The sequence below is a fragment of the Alteromonas sp. ABH4_452 genome, from assembly GCF_056311825.1.
The window spans coordinates 3977462-3995021 of sequence record NZ_CM149973.1 but is presented as its reverse complement, the minus strand read 5'-3'; the positions used below and the strand labels follow the sequence as shown (position 1 = coordinate 3995021).

The window sequence follows — 17560 nt, the reverse complement described above, 5'->3', positions numbered from 1 at the left end:
AAGTATGTGCTTGGTAAATGCTCGCAAGATCATGGTTTTATGATACTTTATTCTTCCTAAATGTAGATATGGACATCATAAATAGTGAAACGATTTGCAATATTTCCTCTTGTCGCCTCTTTCTGTTCGTTTGGTAGTACCTTTCAGTGCGAAAGTGAGTTTGAATGGCTAAAAGAGACGTTCGAAAATAACGATGCCGGCTTTCAATATTCTGTTGAGCAAAAAGGTCAGGACCTTTATTCCGCCCACAATAGTGCCATCTTGGATCAGGTTCAAAGTGTGAAAAACGAAGCGCAATGCCACACGGTGCTTGGCGACTGGCTCACGTTTTTTCGCAAGGGACATATTGGTCTTGCGCTTAATACAAACACTTCAGGCGAAGCGGAACCCGAATCTGCAGTGCATGATTTTGACTTATCAGCATTTAAACAGCATTTAGAAACTAAAAGTGATGAGTCTCTTGAGGGTATTTGGCAATTTTCACGCTATACGGTTGCCTTAAAAAAAGAAGGCAATGTCCATAAAGGCTATATCGTTGAAAGTACCAATCCGTCATGGAAGGCAGGGCAAGTAAAGTTCATCGTTAACGACCCTGAAGACAACAATGCCGCAAAAGTAACGTTTTTGATGGGTGATCACTCCGCCCGACAAATAGAGACCATGACGTTCTTAGGTAACAATCATGTGGTACTGGGAAATAGCTTTATCGTTATGTCGCGTCAGGAACCGCGACAAGAATCATCGCCTGAAGTAACGCGTTATGTGCGCCTACTTAGTGCAAAAGCCCCGCTATTCAAGAGAATTTCTGAGAACACAGTGCTTGTTCGCATACCGTCTTTCAACCATGCCTTCAAAAAAGATATCGACGCGCTAATTGCTAAGCACCTAGACAAGATTTTAAAAACCGAAAACCTCATTATCGACATCCGAGGAAACGGTGGTGGTAGTGATGCAAGCTATGCTTCTTTGCTACCAATTTTATACACCAACCCTATTCGCACTGTAGGCGTGGAATACTTATCAACCGAGCTTAACAACTCTAGAATGCTCGGCTTTTTGCAAAACCCTCATTTCAGTGAAGAAGAAAAGCAGTGGGCTAAAGACGGATATGACATTCTTCAGCAACACATTGGTAGCTACATCAATATTGGTGAAGATGTAACGGTAGAGAAATTTGATAAAATTGAACCTCTGCCAAAAAGTATAGGCGTACTTGTTGATTCAAGTAATGGTAGCACCGCTGAGCAGTTCTTGCTGGCGGCTAAACAAAGCAAAAAAGTAAAGCTATTTGGGCAGACCACTGCGGGTGTGCTCGATATCTCAAACATGTATCAAACTGATTCACCGAGCGGTGCTTTTACTTTGCATTACAGTTTAACCAAAAGTTTGCGCATCCCCCACATGGCCATTGATGGAGTAGGCATTCAGCCAGACTACTATATTGACGAAGAGATCCCTATTTACGAGTGGACGTCTTATACGCAAAAGATACTTGAAGGCATGTAAACCCTTATAAACGGCAAGCACACGGTAATTTGCGAGTAACTAAGACCAAACTGGTTCATTTGTTGGGCGTAATACTTTATGGTGCGTCGTCAAAATAATAATGGACCAACATTTATGGATTCAACGTCACGCCTTAGCCTGTTTCAGCGCTACATGAATGGCAGTTTGGTACTGCAAATTATCATTGGTATTGTATGTGGTATTGCGATAGCGAGTTTTTCACCTTCAGCTGCTCAATCAGTAGGGCTGTTGGGGAGCTTATTCGTAAAGGCCCTTAAAGCGATAGCGCCTCTATTAGTGTTTGTTTTGGTCATGGCGTCCATTGCCAACCACAAGCAAAACGAGCAAACTTTTATCAAACCCGTGCTTGTGCTTTATCTGTTGGGCACACTACTGGCCGCACTCACCGCCGTATTGGCAAGCTTCGCTTTTCCCACAAGTTTAAGTTTAGTGACCTCTGACATTAGCCAAGCTGCACCAAAAGGGGTGTCGGAAGTGCTTACCACGTTACTTTATAACATGGTGGATAACCCGGTGAATGCGCTAGTAAATGGAAACTACATCGGTATTCTTACTTGGGCTGTAGGTCTAGGTTTAGGCCTTCGACACGCTAGCGAGGCAACGAAAGCACTGCTGCAAAATATGGCAGATAGCGTAACAACCGTGGTAGGTTTTGTTATTAAACTCGCGCCCTTCGGTATTTTCGGCTTGGTAGCTAATACCATTGCTACAACGGGCTTTGAAGCTTTGCTTGGCTACTCTCATTTATTAACGGTACTCATTGGCGCGATGCTATTTATCGCACTTGTGACCAACCCGCTGTTAGTCTTTTTGGCAACGAAAAAGAATCCGTATCCTTTGGTGTTTAAATGCTTAAAAGAAAGCGGTATCACGGCATTTTTCACCCGTAGTTCTGCCGCCAATATTCCGGTAAACATGGCGTTGTGCAAACGCTTAAAGCTAGATGAAGATACCTACTCGGTATCCATTCCGTTAGGCGCCACCATTAATATGGCTGGGGCTGCGATCACCATCACGGTGCTTACACTAGCTGCGGTTAACACCTTAGGTATTTCTGTAGATTTCCCTACTGCTGTACTGTTAAGTGTTATTGCTGCGGTATCAGCATGCGGAAGTTCAGGTGTTGCTGGCGGTTCGCTATTGCTTATTCCGCTTGCCTGTAGCCTGTTTAATATACCGAATGAAGTGGCTATGCAGGTGGTTGCGGTGGGCTTTATTGTTGGCGTATTGCAAGACTCTGCTGAAACCGCACTAAATAGCTCCACTGATGTCTTGTTTACCGCCGCTGCGTGTGAAAGGGCGGGTGGCAAGTAAATGTTAAATCGTTAAGTGTGCGAGCTTATTGCATCTACCGCCTCAAAAATTAGCCGTGCAGCCAGCTTTGCTGTACGGCTATCAATATCATAATTCGGGTTCATTTCCGCAACGTCACACAGCCTCCATTGATACCCGTAAGTATTTTGGTGCTGAGCTAAAAAGTGGAGCGTGTTGATAGCAAGAGCCGGAGAAATCCCCAATGCACAGGGTGCACTAACACCAGGTGCTTGTGCTGCTGGAAATGCATCTAAACATATGGTGACGTAAAGCTCATCGATGTCTTTTAGCATCGGAGATAGCAGCTCATCTATTCGCTGCATACAAAGCGATTCATCACTTAATGCTACGTCGGTCAAATAGCGCGTGTTAGACGTGTTGGCAAAGTCAAACAGTGCTGGTGTATTGGCTGCTTTCGATACGCCCAAACAGGCATAATGAAACGGTGTGTCGTGTAACTGGCAGTGCTCATACACTTGCCTGAACGGCGTACCTGAACTGGTGTTTGGAGAAGGTTTTCTTAAATCAAAATGGGCGTCGAAATTAATAATACCAATACGAGACGTTTTTGGGCTTGCATTAAAAACGCCTTGATAGCTACCCCATGCAATTTCATGTCCCCCTCCCAGCCCAATGACCAATCCATCATGTTGCTTGAGCGCATAACAAATGGCGTCGGCATATTGGGTTTGTGCTTGGGCTAAGTTCTCTTTAGCGGTAACATTCCCTAAATCAGCCAATCCTGCGCTTGGCCAGTGCCAGGGCAAGTTTGCAAGTGCTTGGCGAATAGCATTTGGGCCCGCGGCTGCACCTACGCGGCCTTTGTTAAATGCCACACCCAAATCACTTTCAAAACCAACAAGAGTAATAGTGTTGGTCAAGGCGCTATCTTCAGCATCCTCAATTTCGTTAACTTTTTGATGCCAGCGCAAGCCTTCAGCACCATCTTCGCTGTCTATTCTGCCTTGCCACTTAAACATGTTTCCCCTCCTTATACACAGCAATAGGGCGATGGCCATTAATACAGTAGGCAAGTTCAGCAGGCGTTTCGATATCCCACAAGGTGAAGTCTGCCAGCTTCCCGATATCGATAATACCTCGATCTTGTAGCCCAAGTGCGCTCGCCGCGTGCACTGTAGCGCCGCGAAGTGCTTCTTCTGGGGTTAATTGAAACAACACGCAACTCATATTCATCGCGGTAAGTATAGAGGCTAACGGTGAGCTGCCAGGGTTAAAGTCTGTCGCTATCGCCATTGGAATATTATGGGCCCGAAGTGCATTTACCGGCGGCTTTTGCACTTCACTTAGATAATAAAACGCGCCCGGAAGTAATACGGCAACAGTACCACTTTGGGCAAGTAAGGGGATATCGCTGTCAGCTAAGTATTCGATATGATCTACCGATAGTGCGCCGTACTTAGCTGCTAGAACTGCACCTTTGCTGTCGCTAAGCTGCTCTACATGAGCTTTAATGGGTAAACCATGCTGCTGTGCGCAGCTAAACACCCGTTCTGTTTGTGAAGTGGAAAAGCCGATAGTTTCACAAAATACATCAACGGCGTCAGCCAAGTTATGTGAAGCAATATGAGGAAGTACCTTACTGCAAATGAAATCGATATACCCGTCTGAATCCTCAGCAAATTCATTGGGCAGGGCGTGAGCGCCTAAATAGGTAGTTTTGATACTCACAGGAAGATGCTGCTCAAGGGATTTAGCCACATTTAACATGCGCACTTCAGTGTCTAAATCCAATCCGTACCCTGATTTCACCTCAATGGTGGTAACGCCTTCTTCGCACAGGCGTTTTGCTCGCTTTATCGCGGAATTACGCAAAGTGCGCTCATCAGCACATCGCGTTTTTTCCACTGTACCTTTAATGCCGCCGCCTCGCTGGGCTATGTCAACGTAACTTGCTCCCTGCAAACGCATCTCAAACTCTTCAGCGCGGTTACCGCCGTACACTAGATGAGTATGACAATCGATGAATCCAGGCAATAACCATGGGTGCTTGGCGTTTGCTCCTTCACCTTCATCTTGAGAAATAAGCGTAGTGGCATCAAGTACGTTTTTGGCTTGCTTAAGCACTTCGCTCAGTGAATTGTCGCAGGGAATTAGTGCAGCAATTTTCCCGTCCTTCAGGGCAATGGCATGTGAAGGTAATTCGCCATAAGGCAAGCCATTGTTTTGCATAGATGCAATGCGAACGTTGTAAATAACCGAGTCGTACTGATAAGCCATAACGTGTTCCACCTTAAGTCACCTATTGCCTAGCACTTTGCCTAGTTTTATCCAGTGCCTTCACTGAAACATAGCGCAAATTTTAAAAATCAGTGTACTTGTGCATACTTGTATATACAAGTATGCTGTTATCATATTATTAACAATTTAGTTGTGAACTCACGATATGCAACCTCGATACAGGATTATCAAAACGGCAATTTTGGATGCCATTGAAAGCGGTGAAATGAAGCCGGGTAGTCAGGTGCCTTCAGAAAACCAACTTGCCCAGCAACATGGTGTTAGCCGAATGACAGCGCGGCGTGCGTTAAGTGAGATGGTAGATGAAGGAATCTTAATGCGCAGTCAGGGAATAGGCACTTTTGTGTCAGACAGCCGCCCTATGAGTTCAATGTTAGAAATCAAAAGTATTCGCGATGAAATTGAGAGGCGGGGGCATAGATACACTAACGAGATATTGGTGCTTGAAACTGCGCCTGCCAGTGATGCTATTTCACAGCGCCTAGCCGTTGATGTGGGAGAAACTGTATTTCACAGCATTATTGTGCATTGCGAGAACAACTTGCCCGTTCAGTATGAAGAAAGGTGGGTTAATCCAGCTTGGATTAACGACTACTTAGATAAGGATTTTAAAGCGCAAACCGCAAACTTTTATCTGAATCAAGTCGCGCCGCTTTCTCAGGCGGACCACAGCGTTGAAGCTGTAATTGTTGAAAAAGATATTGCACAAGCGTTACTGATAAAGCCTAAAGAGCCGTGCCTGAAGATTACTCGAAGAACATTTTCCCGAGGGACGGGGAACGGAAATGGGTCAGCCGCTGTGGTTAGCCACGCTGTGTTGTTCCACCCTGGCAGTAGATACCGACTGGGAGGACACTTGGAGTTTTAAGTGTAAACGCGCCTAAGACGCTAACTCTCAAGGCGCCTTTTATAAAGATACAGCTTCTTATAACAAAAATGTTTCAGTAAAAGATGCCTAGGAGAAGTTTATGAAACGCCTCGACCCTACAAGAGAAATTCGTGCCCCAAGAGGCAGTACGTTAAACGCAAAGAGTTGGCAAACCGAAGCGCCGCTTCGCATGTTAATGAATAACCTAGATCCAGAAGTGGCGGAACATCCACAAAACTTGGTAGTTTACGGCGGCATTGGGCGCGCGGCCCGAGATTGGGCGTCATACGACAAAATTGTTGAAGTGCTTAAGCGCTTAAATACTGACGAAACATTGCTTATCCAGTCAGGCAAGCCGGTCGGCGTATTTCCAACCCATGAAAACGCACCTCGAGTATTAATTGCAAACTCTAACCTTGTTCCGCACTGGGCTAACTGGGAGCACTTTAACGCGCTGGATAAAGAAGGCTTGATGATGTACGGGCAAATGACGGCAGGGTCGTGGATATACATAGGCTCGCAAGGCATTGTGCAAGGCACGTATGAAACCTTTGTGAGTGTGGCCAAAACCCATTTTAACGGCACTGCTGAAGGGCGCTGGATTTTAACAGGCGGCTTAGGCGGTATGGGTGGAGCGCAGCCACTTGCGGCTACCATGGCTGGCTTTTCAATGGTGGCAGTGGAAGTTGATGAAACCCGCATAGATTTCAGAATTCGAACGGGCTATTTAGATAAAAAAGCCCAATCCCTTGAAGAAGCTATGCAACTATTAGAGAGAGCCAAACAAAACGGCAAACCAGTCTCTATAGGCTTGCTCGGCAATGCTGCTGAGGTATTTCCCGATATGCTAGAAAACGGGATCATTCCAGATGTCGTAACCGATCAAACCAGTGCTCACGACCCGCTGAATGGCTATCTGCCGGTTGGATGGACGCTAGATCAAGCCGAGGCGCAGCGTATAAAAGACGAAGCTTGCGTGATTAAAAAAGCGAAAGAGTCGATGGCATTACAGGTTAAAGCCATGCTTGGCTTTCAACAGGCGGGCGCGGCAGTGCTCGATTATGGTAACAACATTAGACAAATGGCGCTGGAAGAAGGCGTTGAGCATGCTTTTGATTTCCCAGGTTTCGTACCCGCCTACATTCGTCCGCTGTTCTGTCAGGGCATAGGGCCCTTTAGGTGGGCTGCTTTATCTGGCGATCCAGAAGATATCTATAAAACGGACGCTAAAGTTAAAGAGCTTATACCCGATAACCCGCATCTACATAACTGGCTAGATATGGCCAAGGAACGCATTCAGTTTCAGGGCCTGCCTGCGCGTATTTGCTGGGTTGGACTAGGTGAAAGACAAAAGCTTGGGCTTGCCTTTAACGAAATGGTGCGCAGTGGTGAGCTAAGTGCACCGGTGGTGATTGGTCGAGATCATCTCGACTCTGGTTCGGTCGCTTCACCAAATAGAGAAACTGAAGCCATGCTCGATGGTTCAGATGCGGTTTCGGACTGGCCGTTATTAAACGCGCTATTAAACACAGCGGGTGGTGCAACTTGGGTAAGCCTTCATCATGGCGGTGGTGTAGGAATGGGCTTCAGCCAACACTCAGGCGTGGTTATCGTTTGTGACGGTACAGATGCAGCGGCCGAACGTATTGCTCGAGTGCTTCATAACGATCCTGCAACAGGCGTAATGCGTCATGCCGATGCAGGCTATGACATTGCAAAAGATTGTGCGGACAAACATAACCTTGACCTTCCTATGGTAAATTCCGTTACTAACAACCAAAGAGCTTGCAATGCAGGTTCAAATTCTAGCTCACACCAAATTAGCTCACACCAAAATGGCTCACACCAAAGCTTAGACGGGGAGGCGTAATCATGTCCCAGACGTCTTTTTTCACTGAGCAAGACGAAATTAAAAAGCTAACGCTTGTTCCTGGCACATTGACGCTAGAACAGTTAAGAGAAGTACATCGAAACCATATTCACTTGTCGCTGATTGAAAGTGCGATACCCGCCATAAATGCTGCCGAGCAAGTAGTGTTGAACGTCATAGAAGAAAATAGAACCGTGTACGGCATTAACACGGGCTTTGGGCTATTGGCTAATACGCGAATTGATGTCAATGAATTGGAGTTATTGCAGCGCAGTATAGTGCTTTCTCATGCGGCCGGTACCGGTGACTTTATGCAAGAAGATACAGTGCGTTTACTTATGCTGCTAAAGATTAATTCGCTCGCACGGGGTTTTTCGGGCATTCGATTGAGTGTGATAGAGGCGCTGATTACTTTATTTAACGCACAGGTTTACCCTGCCATTCCTGAAAAAGGTTCGGTAGGGGCTAGTGGAGATTTAGCGCCTCTAGCACACATGAGTGTGGTGCTTTTAGGAGAAGGAGAAGCCTTCTACAAAGGAGAACGTATAAGTGCAGCCAAAGCATTAGAAATAGCGGGCATGGAGCCAATTGCGCTGGCACCCAAAGAAGGCTTAGCACTGTTAAACGGTACACAGGCATCAACAGCGTTTGCACTTCAGGGGCTGTTTTACGCTGAAAATGCACTTCATAGTGCTATCGGTGTTGGTGCGCTCACGGTCGAAGCCGCGTTAGGCTCTCGCGTGCCATTCGACGCGCGCATTCACGAAGTACGAGGCCATAAAAGCCAGTGTGATGTGGCGACTGCGTTTAGAGCATTGTTAGATACCTCAGAGATTGGTAAGTCGCACCAAAGATGTGAAAAAGTGCAAGATCCGTATTCATTGCGCTGCCAGCCTCAAGTGATGGGCGCCTGTTTACAGCAAATGCGCTACGCTCAAGATATTCTAGTGACGGAAGCAAATGGCGTTAGCGATAACCCGTTAGTTTTTGTTGAAACTAGTGATGGCTCAAATGTTGGCGATGCTACCGCTGGCGATATTTTGTCTGGCGGAAACTTTCATGCTGAAACAGTGGCGATGGCAGCAGACATGTTAGCTATTGCGTTGTCTGAAATTGGCGCGCTGTCAGAGCGTAGAATGTCGCTAATGATAGATACTCACTTAAGCGGCTTGCCGCCATTTTTGGTTGAAAACGGTGGTGTAAATTCAGGGTTTATGATTGCGCAGGTGACCTGTGCGGCACTTGCTAGTGAAAATAAAACCTTGGCGCACCCAGCATCCATCGATTCTTTGCCTACGTCTGCTAACCAAGAAGATCACGTGTCTATGGCTACATTTGCGGCAAGGCGATTAAGAGACATTTTTGACAACGTAGCGGGCATTTTAGCCATTGAATGGTTAGCGGCCTGCCAAGGTTTAGATTTTAGAAAACCGTTAACAACGAGCGAAAAGCTGCAGGAATTAATGCAGTTGCTAAGAAAGCAAGTGCCTTTTTACGACAAAGATCGCTATTTCGCGCCGGACATTGAAAAAGCCAAGCAACTTATAAAACAGCATGCGCTTATGGATAAAATACAGCTAAACCTGTTAGGCTAAAATGATCACAGACTCGGTAATTCGAGTAGGTACATAAAAGGTTATAATTAGCATAGAGGCGATAAAGGTATGAAAACAAGCGGACGTTGGATGAAGCTCAAAAAACACCATGCTTTTTTAAATAGGATTTCAATAAAAAGCAGCGCTTTCAAAGGTTCTGTACTTGGGCTACTCACTGCTTCGCTTTTTACGCTAGCAGGCTGTAGTGATAGCGAAGTTGGCGACGTATCGCTTGGCCTTTTTACCACAAAAGATATAAAAATTGACGCGCTTCAAGACCCTGTTGTCACTGGCGTTACCTGTCATATTTCAAGTATTGAAGCGAATTTAGATTTGTCTGATCCGTCAGACAGTTCTATTGCGTGCAGACAAACCGGCCCAATCACAGAAGAGATGCTAGAGGCTATTGATAAGTCAGATTCCGGTGAAGTGATATTCAAAAAATCTAAAAGCGTGTTCTTTAAAAACATGAAGCTTCGACGAATTTATGACGCCGATTCAAAAACGCTGATTTACTTGTCTTACAGCACTAAAGAAACATCAGGAAGTTACAAACATAGCTTGTCTACCGTTCCCCTGTGGGAGACGCTTGCCTTCAAAAAATCGACGTAGATACTAACGTGTAAATAACGCGAATGCCCTCGAAAGTGAGGGCATTTTTAATGGTGTTCATAGCTTTCAAGGCTAAGCGTGATAGCGTTTATAAACTAGTACAGGAAGCTCAGCTATGAAACTTTACATGACTGTAGTGAAAGGTGGCAATCGCTTAGAAAAAGCGCGTGTAAACCAGCATGGCACTTAATGCCGTGTCATCGTCGGTTAGCGGGCTATCGCTAATGCTATCGTCAAAGAAAGTAGCGCCAACCTCTAAACGCGTCATACCGCCTAAAAACTGTCGGGTAGAAACAGCAATGCGGACTTCTGTATTAAGTGCGCTATCGCCGTTATATGTGTTTCGAAACGCAGTAGCTTCCTCGGGGCGCACACCGTAATAATAATCGACATAGTTGCTATCTTGGTAAGTAACGCCGACCGATGGCTCTATCATGAAGTTATCTACTCTAAACTGTTTGCCTATTCGAGCTGACGCTTGGTAGCCGTCGAACTTACCCAGAATATCCGCATTGGTTGATAATGAATACACCCAGCTGCCCGCATTATAGTTAAGGCCAACGCCAGCCGCGTAGCTAAAGTCTCTATCTTCCATGCCGGTAAACACGGCGCTGTCATCTTCTTCATAACCTGCAAATACCGGCACAAGTTGGGCATCAAGAGTGAAGCCCTTTTCTCTGTATAACTCGTAACCTATGAATGGCCCGTACACCCTAAGCTTTTCACCTGTATAGCCAATAATAGGTATAGGCACAATGCGGTTATCAAAGTCGGTATAAACGTCTTGAGATGCGGCAACACCAAAACCCCACATCCAGCCTTGAGGCTGTTGTGGCCCCGCTGACTGCTGTGCAGAGACGGTAGAGGAGAATGCGAGCAATGTTGACAGGCTTACTGAGCCTAAACACTTTAATAGAGTCATTAGTTAATTTCCTTTCTAATCACAATACAGCCTAAACTTCAGGTTCGATCAATATTTAACCTGTTCTTTACGTCAAATGCTTATCCAATTATGAAATCTAAAAGGGTTATATCTTTTTCAAAGCGGGTAGTTAGTAGGCCAACTAACCCCGTTTACAAATCACAGCGGTAATCATTTCTATTGTTAGCTTTTCTTTTATAAAAAATGAAATCACTGGAAGCAGTGTGAAGGTTGTTTGTTACAGGTAAATTTAAAGCGATTTGGAAAGTTAAACTGCGCATGAGAATGCTTAACGTAACTTTTTATCGATAGGGAAGATTGCTTGTAATACACTGAGAGGAGGTTTAGTGCAAAACCATAATAGTCTAAATTCAGTATTAAGCTCATTAGCTTTGAAATAGGGAAATGTTATGAAGTTTGTAACAAAGTTTAGTGTGCTGGTTGCTATATCAATGCTGGCAACCGGGTGCGTAACGCAAAGAGGTATGGATTCAAGAGAAAGTGTTCCTACCGAGATTAATGACGATAAATCAAGTTCAGGTAATCAAACAAACAACGATGCGGTAGATAAGAAGGTTGATGGTTCAGAGCAAGCGAGCGAGGACGAAGCCGATGAAGCTAAAGAACCTATAGAAGTACCAAAGCAAAAAATAGGCGTTTTTATCAATGCGAATGGATTCCCATCGCACACCCATGTTGGTACGACTAAGTTTAATAACTTCACGAAAGAGTATGCATACGACTGGCAGATAGCATCTACGCTTTTTACTAAACTTAAAACGGCAATAGAACAATCAAGCCGCTTTGAAGTGGTGGACGTATCACCCAAAGTTAAAGGAGCATGGCAACTAGATTTCGTGGTGAAGCAAGATAACAATTGGTCTTTTAATGAAAATCAAAATGCACTTAGAAAATCGCTGTTAGCTGACGGTGTTACAAAAATTATTATTGTTCAAGAGGCACCAACAGTAGCCATCACAGAATGCGGTACTTATGGTTGCTCAGAACATCAAAGTGAAGGGTTCGGCCTATTTACTCGGAGCTTCTTGGGAACCGATTATTACATCGCCTCCGCAAGTTTTGATATCAGCATTGAAAGCTTAGACAAGCCCGTAGACATTGCTTCGAAACCTTTGTTTAAAGAGTTACAAGATGACGCCATGAAGAACGTGCGCATTGAAGAGTTCGTTCCACCCGAAGACTTTGATGAAGTTACAGAAAAAGAACTAGCGCCTATCAAAGATTCAATCATAAGTTACTTCGATCGTTTAGCTGAAACGACGGCCAAGTATTTTTCAAATCAATAAGTTGCAAAAAAACAAAAAACGGGCACTTAATCAAGTGCCCGTTTTTTTTAGGTTTACTATCAAAACCTCAAGGGTGTGTAGGTGACGTTATTGGTTTGTGCGCCCCTTTTCACGTTACTTATGCGTTTTCTTTATGGGCCAAAAACTCTTCGTAGTTGCCATCGAAGTGATTCAGCTGTTTGTCTTTTATCTCTATAATTTGTGTCGCCAGCGATGAAACGAACTCGCGATCGTGACTAACGAAAATCACTGTGCCGTCAAACTTATATAGTGCATTGTTCAGCGCTTCAATTGATTCCATATCCATGTGGTTGGTAGGCTCGTCCATTACCAATACGTTGATGTCTTCAAGCATAAGCTTTCCGAACAATAAACGGTTTTTCTCACCACCAGAACATACCTGAACACGTTTATTGAAATCATCAGAAGTAAACAATAAACGGCCTAACATGCCCTTAATTTGCAGGTCGTCATGTTTCGGGCTGCGCCATTGGCTCATCCACTCAAACATAGTGATATCTTCAGCAAAGTATTTGGCGTTGTCCTGTGGAATATAGCCAATTGCGGCATTTTCTGCCCACTTATAGCTACCAGCGGTAGGCTCAATGTCATTCACTAAGCATTTTAACAGCGTGGTTTTACCTGCGCCGTTTTCACCGATGATGGCTAAGCGCTGCCCGGCTTCTAGCAATAAGTTCGCATTGTCGAATAACGGAAGATCCGGGTAGCTATGGCCTAAGTCTTCAAGAGTGATAGCAAGGCGGTGAAGTTTCTTGTGCTGCTTAAACACAATATAAGGCTTACGACGGCTAGACACCTTTACTTCAGCCAGTTCAATTTTCTCAAGACGACGTGCGCGGGAAGTAGCTTGTTTCGCTTTCGATGCGTTGGCAGAGAATCGCGCTACGAAGCTCTGTAGCTCTTCAATTTCCGCTGACTTTTTAGCATTTTCTGCATGAAGCTGCTCTTGAACTAGCATGGCTGCTTGAATGTAGTCGTCGTAGTTACCCGGATAAACACGCAGTTCACCATAATCGATATCGGCCATATGCGTGCACACAGAGTTTAGGAAGTGTCTGTCGTGCGAAATAATAAGCATGGTCGACTTACGCTTATTAAGTTCTTCTGCAAGCCAACTGATGGTGTAAATATCCAAGTTGTTAGTTGGTTCGTCTAGAAGCAGAATATCAGGCTCGGCAAATAGGGCTTGGGCTAAAAGTACACGTACTTTTTTACCTGGGGCCACTTCCTTCATCAAACCGAAGTGATAGTCTTCGTCGATACCGGCAGATGTAAGTATTTCACCAGCGCGGGCTTCAGCTGTATAACCATCCATTTCGGCAAACTGGGTCTCTAAATCTGCTACGCGCATACCATCTTCTTCGCTCATTTCAGCCTTGCTGTAAATGGCGTCACGCTCTTGCTTAACTTCCCATAATTCACGGTCACCCATGATCACGGTATCGACTACGCTAAACTCTTCGAACGCAAATTGGTCCTGACTTAATATACCTAGCTTCGTACCCGGAGCCATTGAGACGTTGCCCGAGGTTGGCGTTAGTTTACCGCTTAAAATTTTCATAAAGGTAGACTTACCACAACCGTTAGCGCCTATCAGGCCGTAACGGTTGCCGTTGCCGAACTTTGCGGAAATATTTTCAAATAATGGCTTAGAGCCAAACTGCATTGTGATATTTGCGGTGGTAATCAAAACAGGTATCCAGGGGTAAAACGATGAGAAGAGATAATAGTGAAAGCGTTTATCGCTCTACTAATATATAAAAGCGCGCGCACTATAAGGAATTGAGCGCTACATGTCGAGGGAATTTTGAGCAGCTTTTGCGCGGACGTTGTTAGAGAGCTGGGCGTATTGCTTTTCTTACAGCTACTTAATTAGATTAACACTAAGCAAATAATTCCAGCATAAGGAAAATATTACATAACAGTCAGTGCGCGGTAAGTTATCAATTCAGAATTAACAAGTGAAAGTTTTCTCACCATTTTTTGGCATTAGCCTTACTTAAATCGCTATTTTAGCGAGAAGAAATGGAAACGTTCCTATCATTAAAGAAGAGGCTTTTGTAGTTGGTCTTAATCTTGCTGCGTCTATCTACTGAAAATAAACCGCAGCGTGCAAACAAGTCTGCTAAACCAGTGCGAAGTATTATTTCATTCTTGTTACCAAGCGTTAGGTAGTAATAAACAAGAATAAAACTATGCATTTTAAAGAGGGAAACATCATGAAGTTTTTTAAAAAAATTGCGATTGGTTGCTTTTCGGCAACAGTTCTAATGTCTGGTAGTGTTCACGCAGAAGCAATTAGCTCAGACTCTGTAATGCAAACTCAAGCCGCTCACTACAATAAGCAGCAGCTTATTGACATGGTTAACCGAGCAGACGTGCAAAGTAAACTAGTTAGCTTAGGTGTAGATAGCAATCAAGCGATCGCCAGAATCAACGGCATGACTGACAGTGAGATCGCGCAACTAAATGATGAAATCAACCAAGCGCCAGCAGGTGGTGTTGTGGGTGCGGTACTTACCGTACTTGCTATGGTCGCAATCCTGGATCTAATTGGTGTCACTGACGTTTACCCGTTTATTCGTCCAGTAAATAGCTAATTGAATGGAAAGTATTGTTAAAAAGGTCTGCGTGTTAGCAGGCCTTGCTTTTTCGTTCTTACTCTCTGGCTGTCAGTCCACACCTCAAGCTGACAAGCTAAGGCAAGAGGGACTTGCCTCTTTGCCGGAATCACACACTATTCAATCTGTACCATTTTTCCCCCAAGAACAGTTTTATTGCGGGCCAACTACACTGTCTGAAGTCTTTGGTTACTATGGTGAAAGTACCTCTCCAGAGGACATTGCGCCTAAGTTGTTCATTCCGAACAAAGAAGGAAGTCTGCAGCTCGAAATGATCAGCGCTACCCGACAATTTGGTTTCTTGCCATACACTGAGCGAGGAACATTATCGTCTATTATGTCGTTAGTTAAAGACGATATCCCAGTGATTGTTTTTCAAAATTTATCCATTCAATTAATACCCCAGTGGCACTACGCCGTTGTTATCGGGTTCGATAGTGATAAGGGAACGGTTACTTTACATACGGGCCTTACGCCTAATCACGAAATGTCGCTTGAACTTTTTGAAAGAACCTGGGCAAGGGGAAATTACTGGTATTTGGCACCCGTACCACCCAGTGTAACGTCGACAGAAATGACACCTTTCAATTATGTCAGTGCAGCCTACGATATGCTTAAAGTGGGAGACAAAGCGCAGTCGCTAGCGTTTTTAAAAACCGCTTCTCAGGCTTGGCCTTCTTATTGGTTAAGCTACTTTCTGCTTGCCAATTATTACCTCGAAAACCCTGACATAGAAGGGAACAACAAACTGGCGATAACCTGGTTTGAAAAAGGGTATGACGTAGGCCAACATCAACAAGCGTATGTGCACAACTATGTTATTGCATTGCGTAAAGGCAATAGGCTTGAGTCAGCAAACGAGGTGCTTAAACAAGCACTTGCACGCTTTCCAGATAACGACAGGTTGCTAGCATTAAAAGAGTAGTAACTATCATTGAATCTTAGTGAGAACTTCGCGAATTTAATGCCAACATTATTTTTTCAGCTATCCTTTAGTAGGGTTTAGAAAAACTAACGTTGGATATGTCAAAGAATTTGAGCAACGCCTCGATATCCCACGCAAATGGGATTATTACAACTAAGCTTTATGGCATCTTTAATGAAAGTAGCGCCGAAAGTTATCGTGAAGAGCTTTTCGAATTAGTTATGCGGTTGAAGGGAAAGCCTTTTGCCTTACTTGCCGACATTAGCCAAGTAGAAGGCGCTACGCCCGAAGCGTTTGATATGGTTAAGCACATTATTAATCGTCTTCCTGAGATGGGTCTCATTGCAAAAGCCTATGTATACAAAGGCCCTGTGATCCGCGGGATTATGTATCAACGGATCCCTGAACTGTTATCTATGGATTACTTGTTCTTCACGGATAATGAAAAAGCTTATCAATGGCTCTCGAACGAATATCAACAAAAGCTTTCTGAACGTTCCTAGCAACAATTGGTGTACCTTTTGCGTCTTCTTTCCCGTATTAACGTATAGCTAATTAAAAAAGCACCATACTTTTTACGCAGGAGCGTCGTCAGCCGTGGATAGCACCCAACTTCTTGAAAATAAGCAGGTACTTGCAATAGCCGGATTAATCGGTGTTGTTATTGTGCTTTTCATCATTAAGCGCCTTATATTGGTGCGCTTAAAAGCCAAGGCGCGTTCTGAAAGCAGCAGCATGTCTGATATTTATCGCGTGCTAGTTCTATCCCTAAATGCCCCGCTTAATTTGCTTATTTGGGTTATCTTTCTGTTGTTAGTGAAAAGTATTGTTTCAGTATTTCAGATAGAAGATGAAAGGGCTATTGAGGCGTTAACTATTGTTATTGAAGCCGGTCTTATAATTACTCTGTTTCTTTTTTTCGAGCGCTTTATTACCTATTCCTTAAATCGTTATCGCGACCAATCAACCATTGTAAAAAACACCAGCGCTATTGCTGGTGGTGCAGTAAGAGCAGTGTTTGCCGTACTCGCCATTTTAATCATTTTAAGCACAATGGGAGTATCGATAACGCCCATCGTTGCTTCATTGGGTATTACGTCACTTGCAGTAGCTCTAGCCCTACAGCCCACGCTTGAAAACTTCTTTTCAGGCATTCAACTAGTGATGGATAAGCCCATTCGTATAGGCGATTTCATTGAACTTGATTCAGGGGAACAAGGGTTTGTCGAGAAAATAGGGTGGCGCTCTACGTGGGTAAGAATGCTGCCTAACAACATTGTTATTATGCCCAACAGCAAACTCTCTAATTCCAAACTGATTAACTACTACTATCCTGAACGCGAACTTTCAGTACCCGTTGAAGTGGGCGTGCACTATAGCTCTGATTTAGATCATGTTGAAAAGGTCTGTTTAGAAGTGGCCAATACTATTTTAAAAGAGCACGAGTACGGTGTTAAAACCTATCAACCCTTCGTCATTTTTCACACCTTTGATAATTCCAGCATTAACCTGACCATAATGCTGAGAACCCGTGAATACTTTAATCGCTTCTTCATTAAAAGTGCGTTTATAAAAATGCTGAAAAAGCGGTTTGATGAAGAGGGGATCGTAATACCGTTCCCAATTACCGCGCTCAATATAGAGCAAGAAAGCGCGGCTAATGTTTTGTCGACAGCGAATGAGCACGAAAGGCCGCAAGTCTGAGCATAGGTAATGACG

At 44.3% G+C, this 17560-nt stretch carries 15 protein-coding genes; 11 read left to right on the top strand and 4 right to left on the bottom strand.

Annotated features, from left to right (window positions below):
- Window positions 1–84 precede the first annotated feature (84 nt).
- Both ACYX4N_RS17130 and sstT read left to right on the top strand, forming a co-directional pair.
- Entirely contained in the window at window positions 85–1506 is a 1422-nt protein-coding gene (locus tag ACYX4N_RS17130) for a S41 family peptidase (protein WP_476054896.1), read from the top strand.
- Between the two features lie 114 nt (window positions 1507–1620).
- The gene (gene sstT / locus ACYX4N_RS17125; RefSeq protein WP_476054895.1) at window positions 1621–2841 is read left to right on the top strand and encodes a serine/threonine transporter SstT; all 1221 of its coding nucleotides are present in this window, start codon (window positions 1621–1623) and stop codon (window positions 2839–2841) included.
- An 11-nt stretch (window positions 2842–2852) separates the two neighbouring features.
- Here the strand turns inward: sstT and hutG are convergent, their stop codons facing one another.
- Window positions 2853–3821, bottom strand: a complete 969-nt coding sequence (gene hutG, locus ACYX4N_RS17120; RefSeq protein WP_476054894.1) for a formimidoylglutamase — start codon at window positions 3819–3821, stop codon at window positions 2853–2855.
- Window positions 3814–5079, bottom strand: a complete 1266-nt coding sequence (gene hutI / locus ACYX4N_RS17115) for an imidazolonepropionase (protein ID WP_476054893.1) — start codon at window positions 5077–5079, stop codon at window positions 3814–3816. Before hutI ends, hutG begins: the two co-directional genes overlap by 8 nt.
- A gap of 166 nt (window positions 5080–5245) precedes the next feature.
- Between hutI and hutC the strand changes: the two genes are divergently transcribed.
- The 4 genes from hutC to ACYX4N_RS17095 all read left to right on the top strand — a co-directional run bounded on the left by hutC (window position 5246) and on the right by ACYX4N_RS17095 (window position 10045).
- Window positions 5246–5968: a histidine utilization repressor gene (hutC, locus tag ACYX4N_RS17110; RefSeq protein WP_476054892.1), complete on the top strand. Its 723-nt coding sequence runs from the start codon at window positions 5246–5248 to the stop codon at window positions 5966–5968.
- A gap of 100 nt (window positions 5969–6068) precedes the next feature.
- Window positions 6069–7838 (top strand): urocanate hydratase, encoded by a 1770-nt coding sequence (gene hutU / locus ACYX4N_RS17105; RefSeq protein ID WP_476054890.1) that lies wholly within the window; start codon window positions 6069–6071, stop codon window positions 7836–7838.
- A gap of 2 nt (window positions 7839–7840) precedes the next feature.
- Window positions 7841–9433 (top strand): histidine ammonia-lyase, encoded by a 1593-nt coding sequence (gene hutH, locus ACYX4N_RS17100; RefSeq protein WP_476054889.1) that lies wholly within the window; start codon window positions 7841–7843, stop codon window positions 9431–9433.
- A gap of 90 nt (window positions 9434–9523) precedes the next feature.
- Entirely contained in the window at window positions 9524–10045 is a 522-nt protein-coding gene (locus ACYX4N_RS17095) for a CreA family protein (RefSeq protein WP_476056467.1), read from the top strand.
- Between the two features lie 154 nt (window positions 10046–10199).
- Here the strand turns inward: ACYX4N_RS17095 and ACYX4N_RS17090 are convergent, their stop codons facing one another.
- The gene (locus tag ACYX4N_RS17090) at window positions 10200–10967 is read right to left on the bottom strand and encodes a MipA/OmpV family protein (RefSeq protein ID WP_476054887.1); all 768 of its coding nucleotides are present in this window, start codon (window positions 10965–10967) and stop codon (window positions 10200–10202) included.
- A 410-nt stretch (window positions 10968–11377) separates the two neighbouring features.
- On the opposite strand from ACYX4N_RS17090, the gene ACYX4N_RS17085 reads away from it, so the two are divergent.
- Window positions 11378–12274 (top strand): hypothetical protein, encoded by an 897-nt coding sequence (locus ACYX4N_RS17085; RefSeq protein WP_476054885.1) that lies wholly within the window; start codon window positions 11378–11380, stop codon window positions 12272–12274.
- Window positions 12275–12392: 118 nt separating this feature from the next.
- On the opposite strand, the gene ACYX4N_RS17080 is transcribed toward ACYX4N_RS17085, so the two are convergent.
- Window positions 12393–13985 carry an ABC-F family ATPase gene (locus tag ACYX4N_RS17080; RefSeq protein WP_476054884.1) on the bottom strand — a complete coding sequence of 531 codons (1593 nt, stop codon included), beginning with the start codon at window positions 13983–13985 and terminating at the stop codon, window positions 12393–12395.
- Window positions 13986–14514: 529 nt separating this feature from the next.
- Here ACYX4N_RS17080 and ACYX4N_RS17075 point away from each other — a divergent pair.
- The 4 genes from ACYX4N_RS17075 (at window position 14515) to ACYX4N_RS17060 (ending at window position 17545) form a co-directional block, all read left to right on the top strand.
- On the top strand, window positions 14515–14895 hold the full coding sequence (locus tag ACYX4N_RS17075; protein ID WP_476054882.1) for a PA2779 family protein: 381 nt from the start codon (window positions 14515–14517) through the stop codon (window positions 14893–14895).
- 4 nt (window positions 14896–14899) lie between these two features.
- Complete coding sequence (locus tag ACYX4N_RS17070) at window positions 14900–15841, top strand: PA2778 family cysteine peptidase (protein ID WP_476054881.1); 942 nt, start codon at window positions 14900–14902, stop codon at window positions 15839–15841.
- 98 nt (window positions 15842–15939) lie between these two features.
- Window positions 15940–16344, top strand: coding sequence for a hypothetical protein (locus ACYX4N_RS17065; protein WP_476054880.1), 405 nt, complete (start codon window positions 15940–15942; stop codon window positions 16342–16344).
- A gap of 94 nt (window positions 16345–16438) precedes the next feature.
- Window positions 16439–17545, top strand: coding sequence for a mechanosensitive ion channel family protein (locus tag ACYX4N_RS17060; RefSeq protein ID WP_476054878.1), 1107 nt, complete (start codon window positions 16439–16441; stop codon window positions 17543–17545).
- The last annotated feature ends 15 nt before the right edge of the window (window positions 17546–17560 follow it).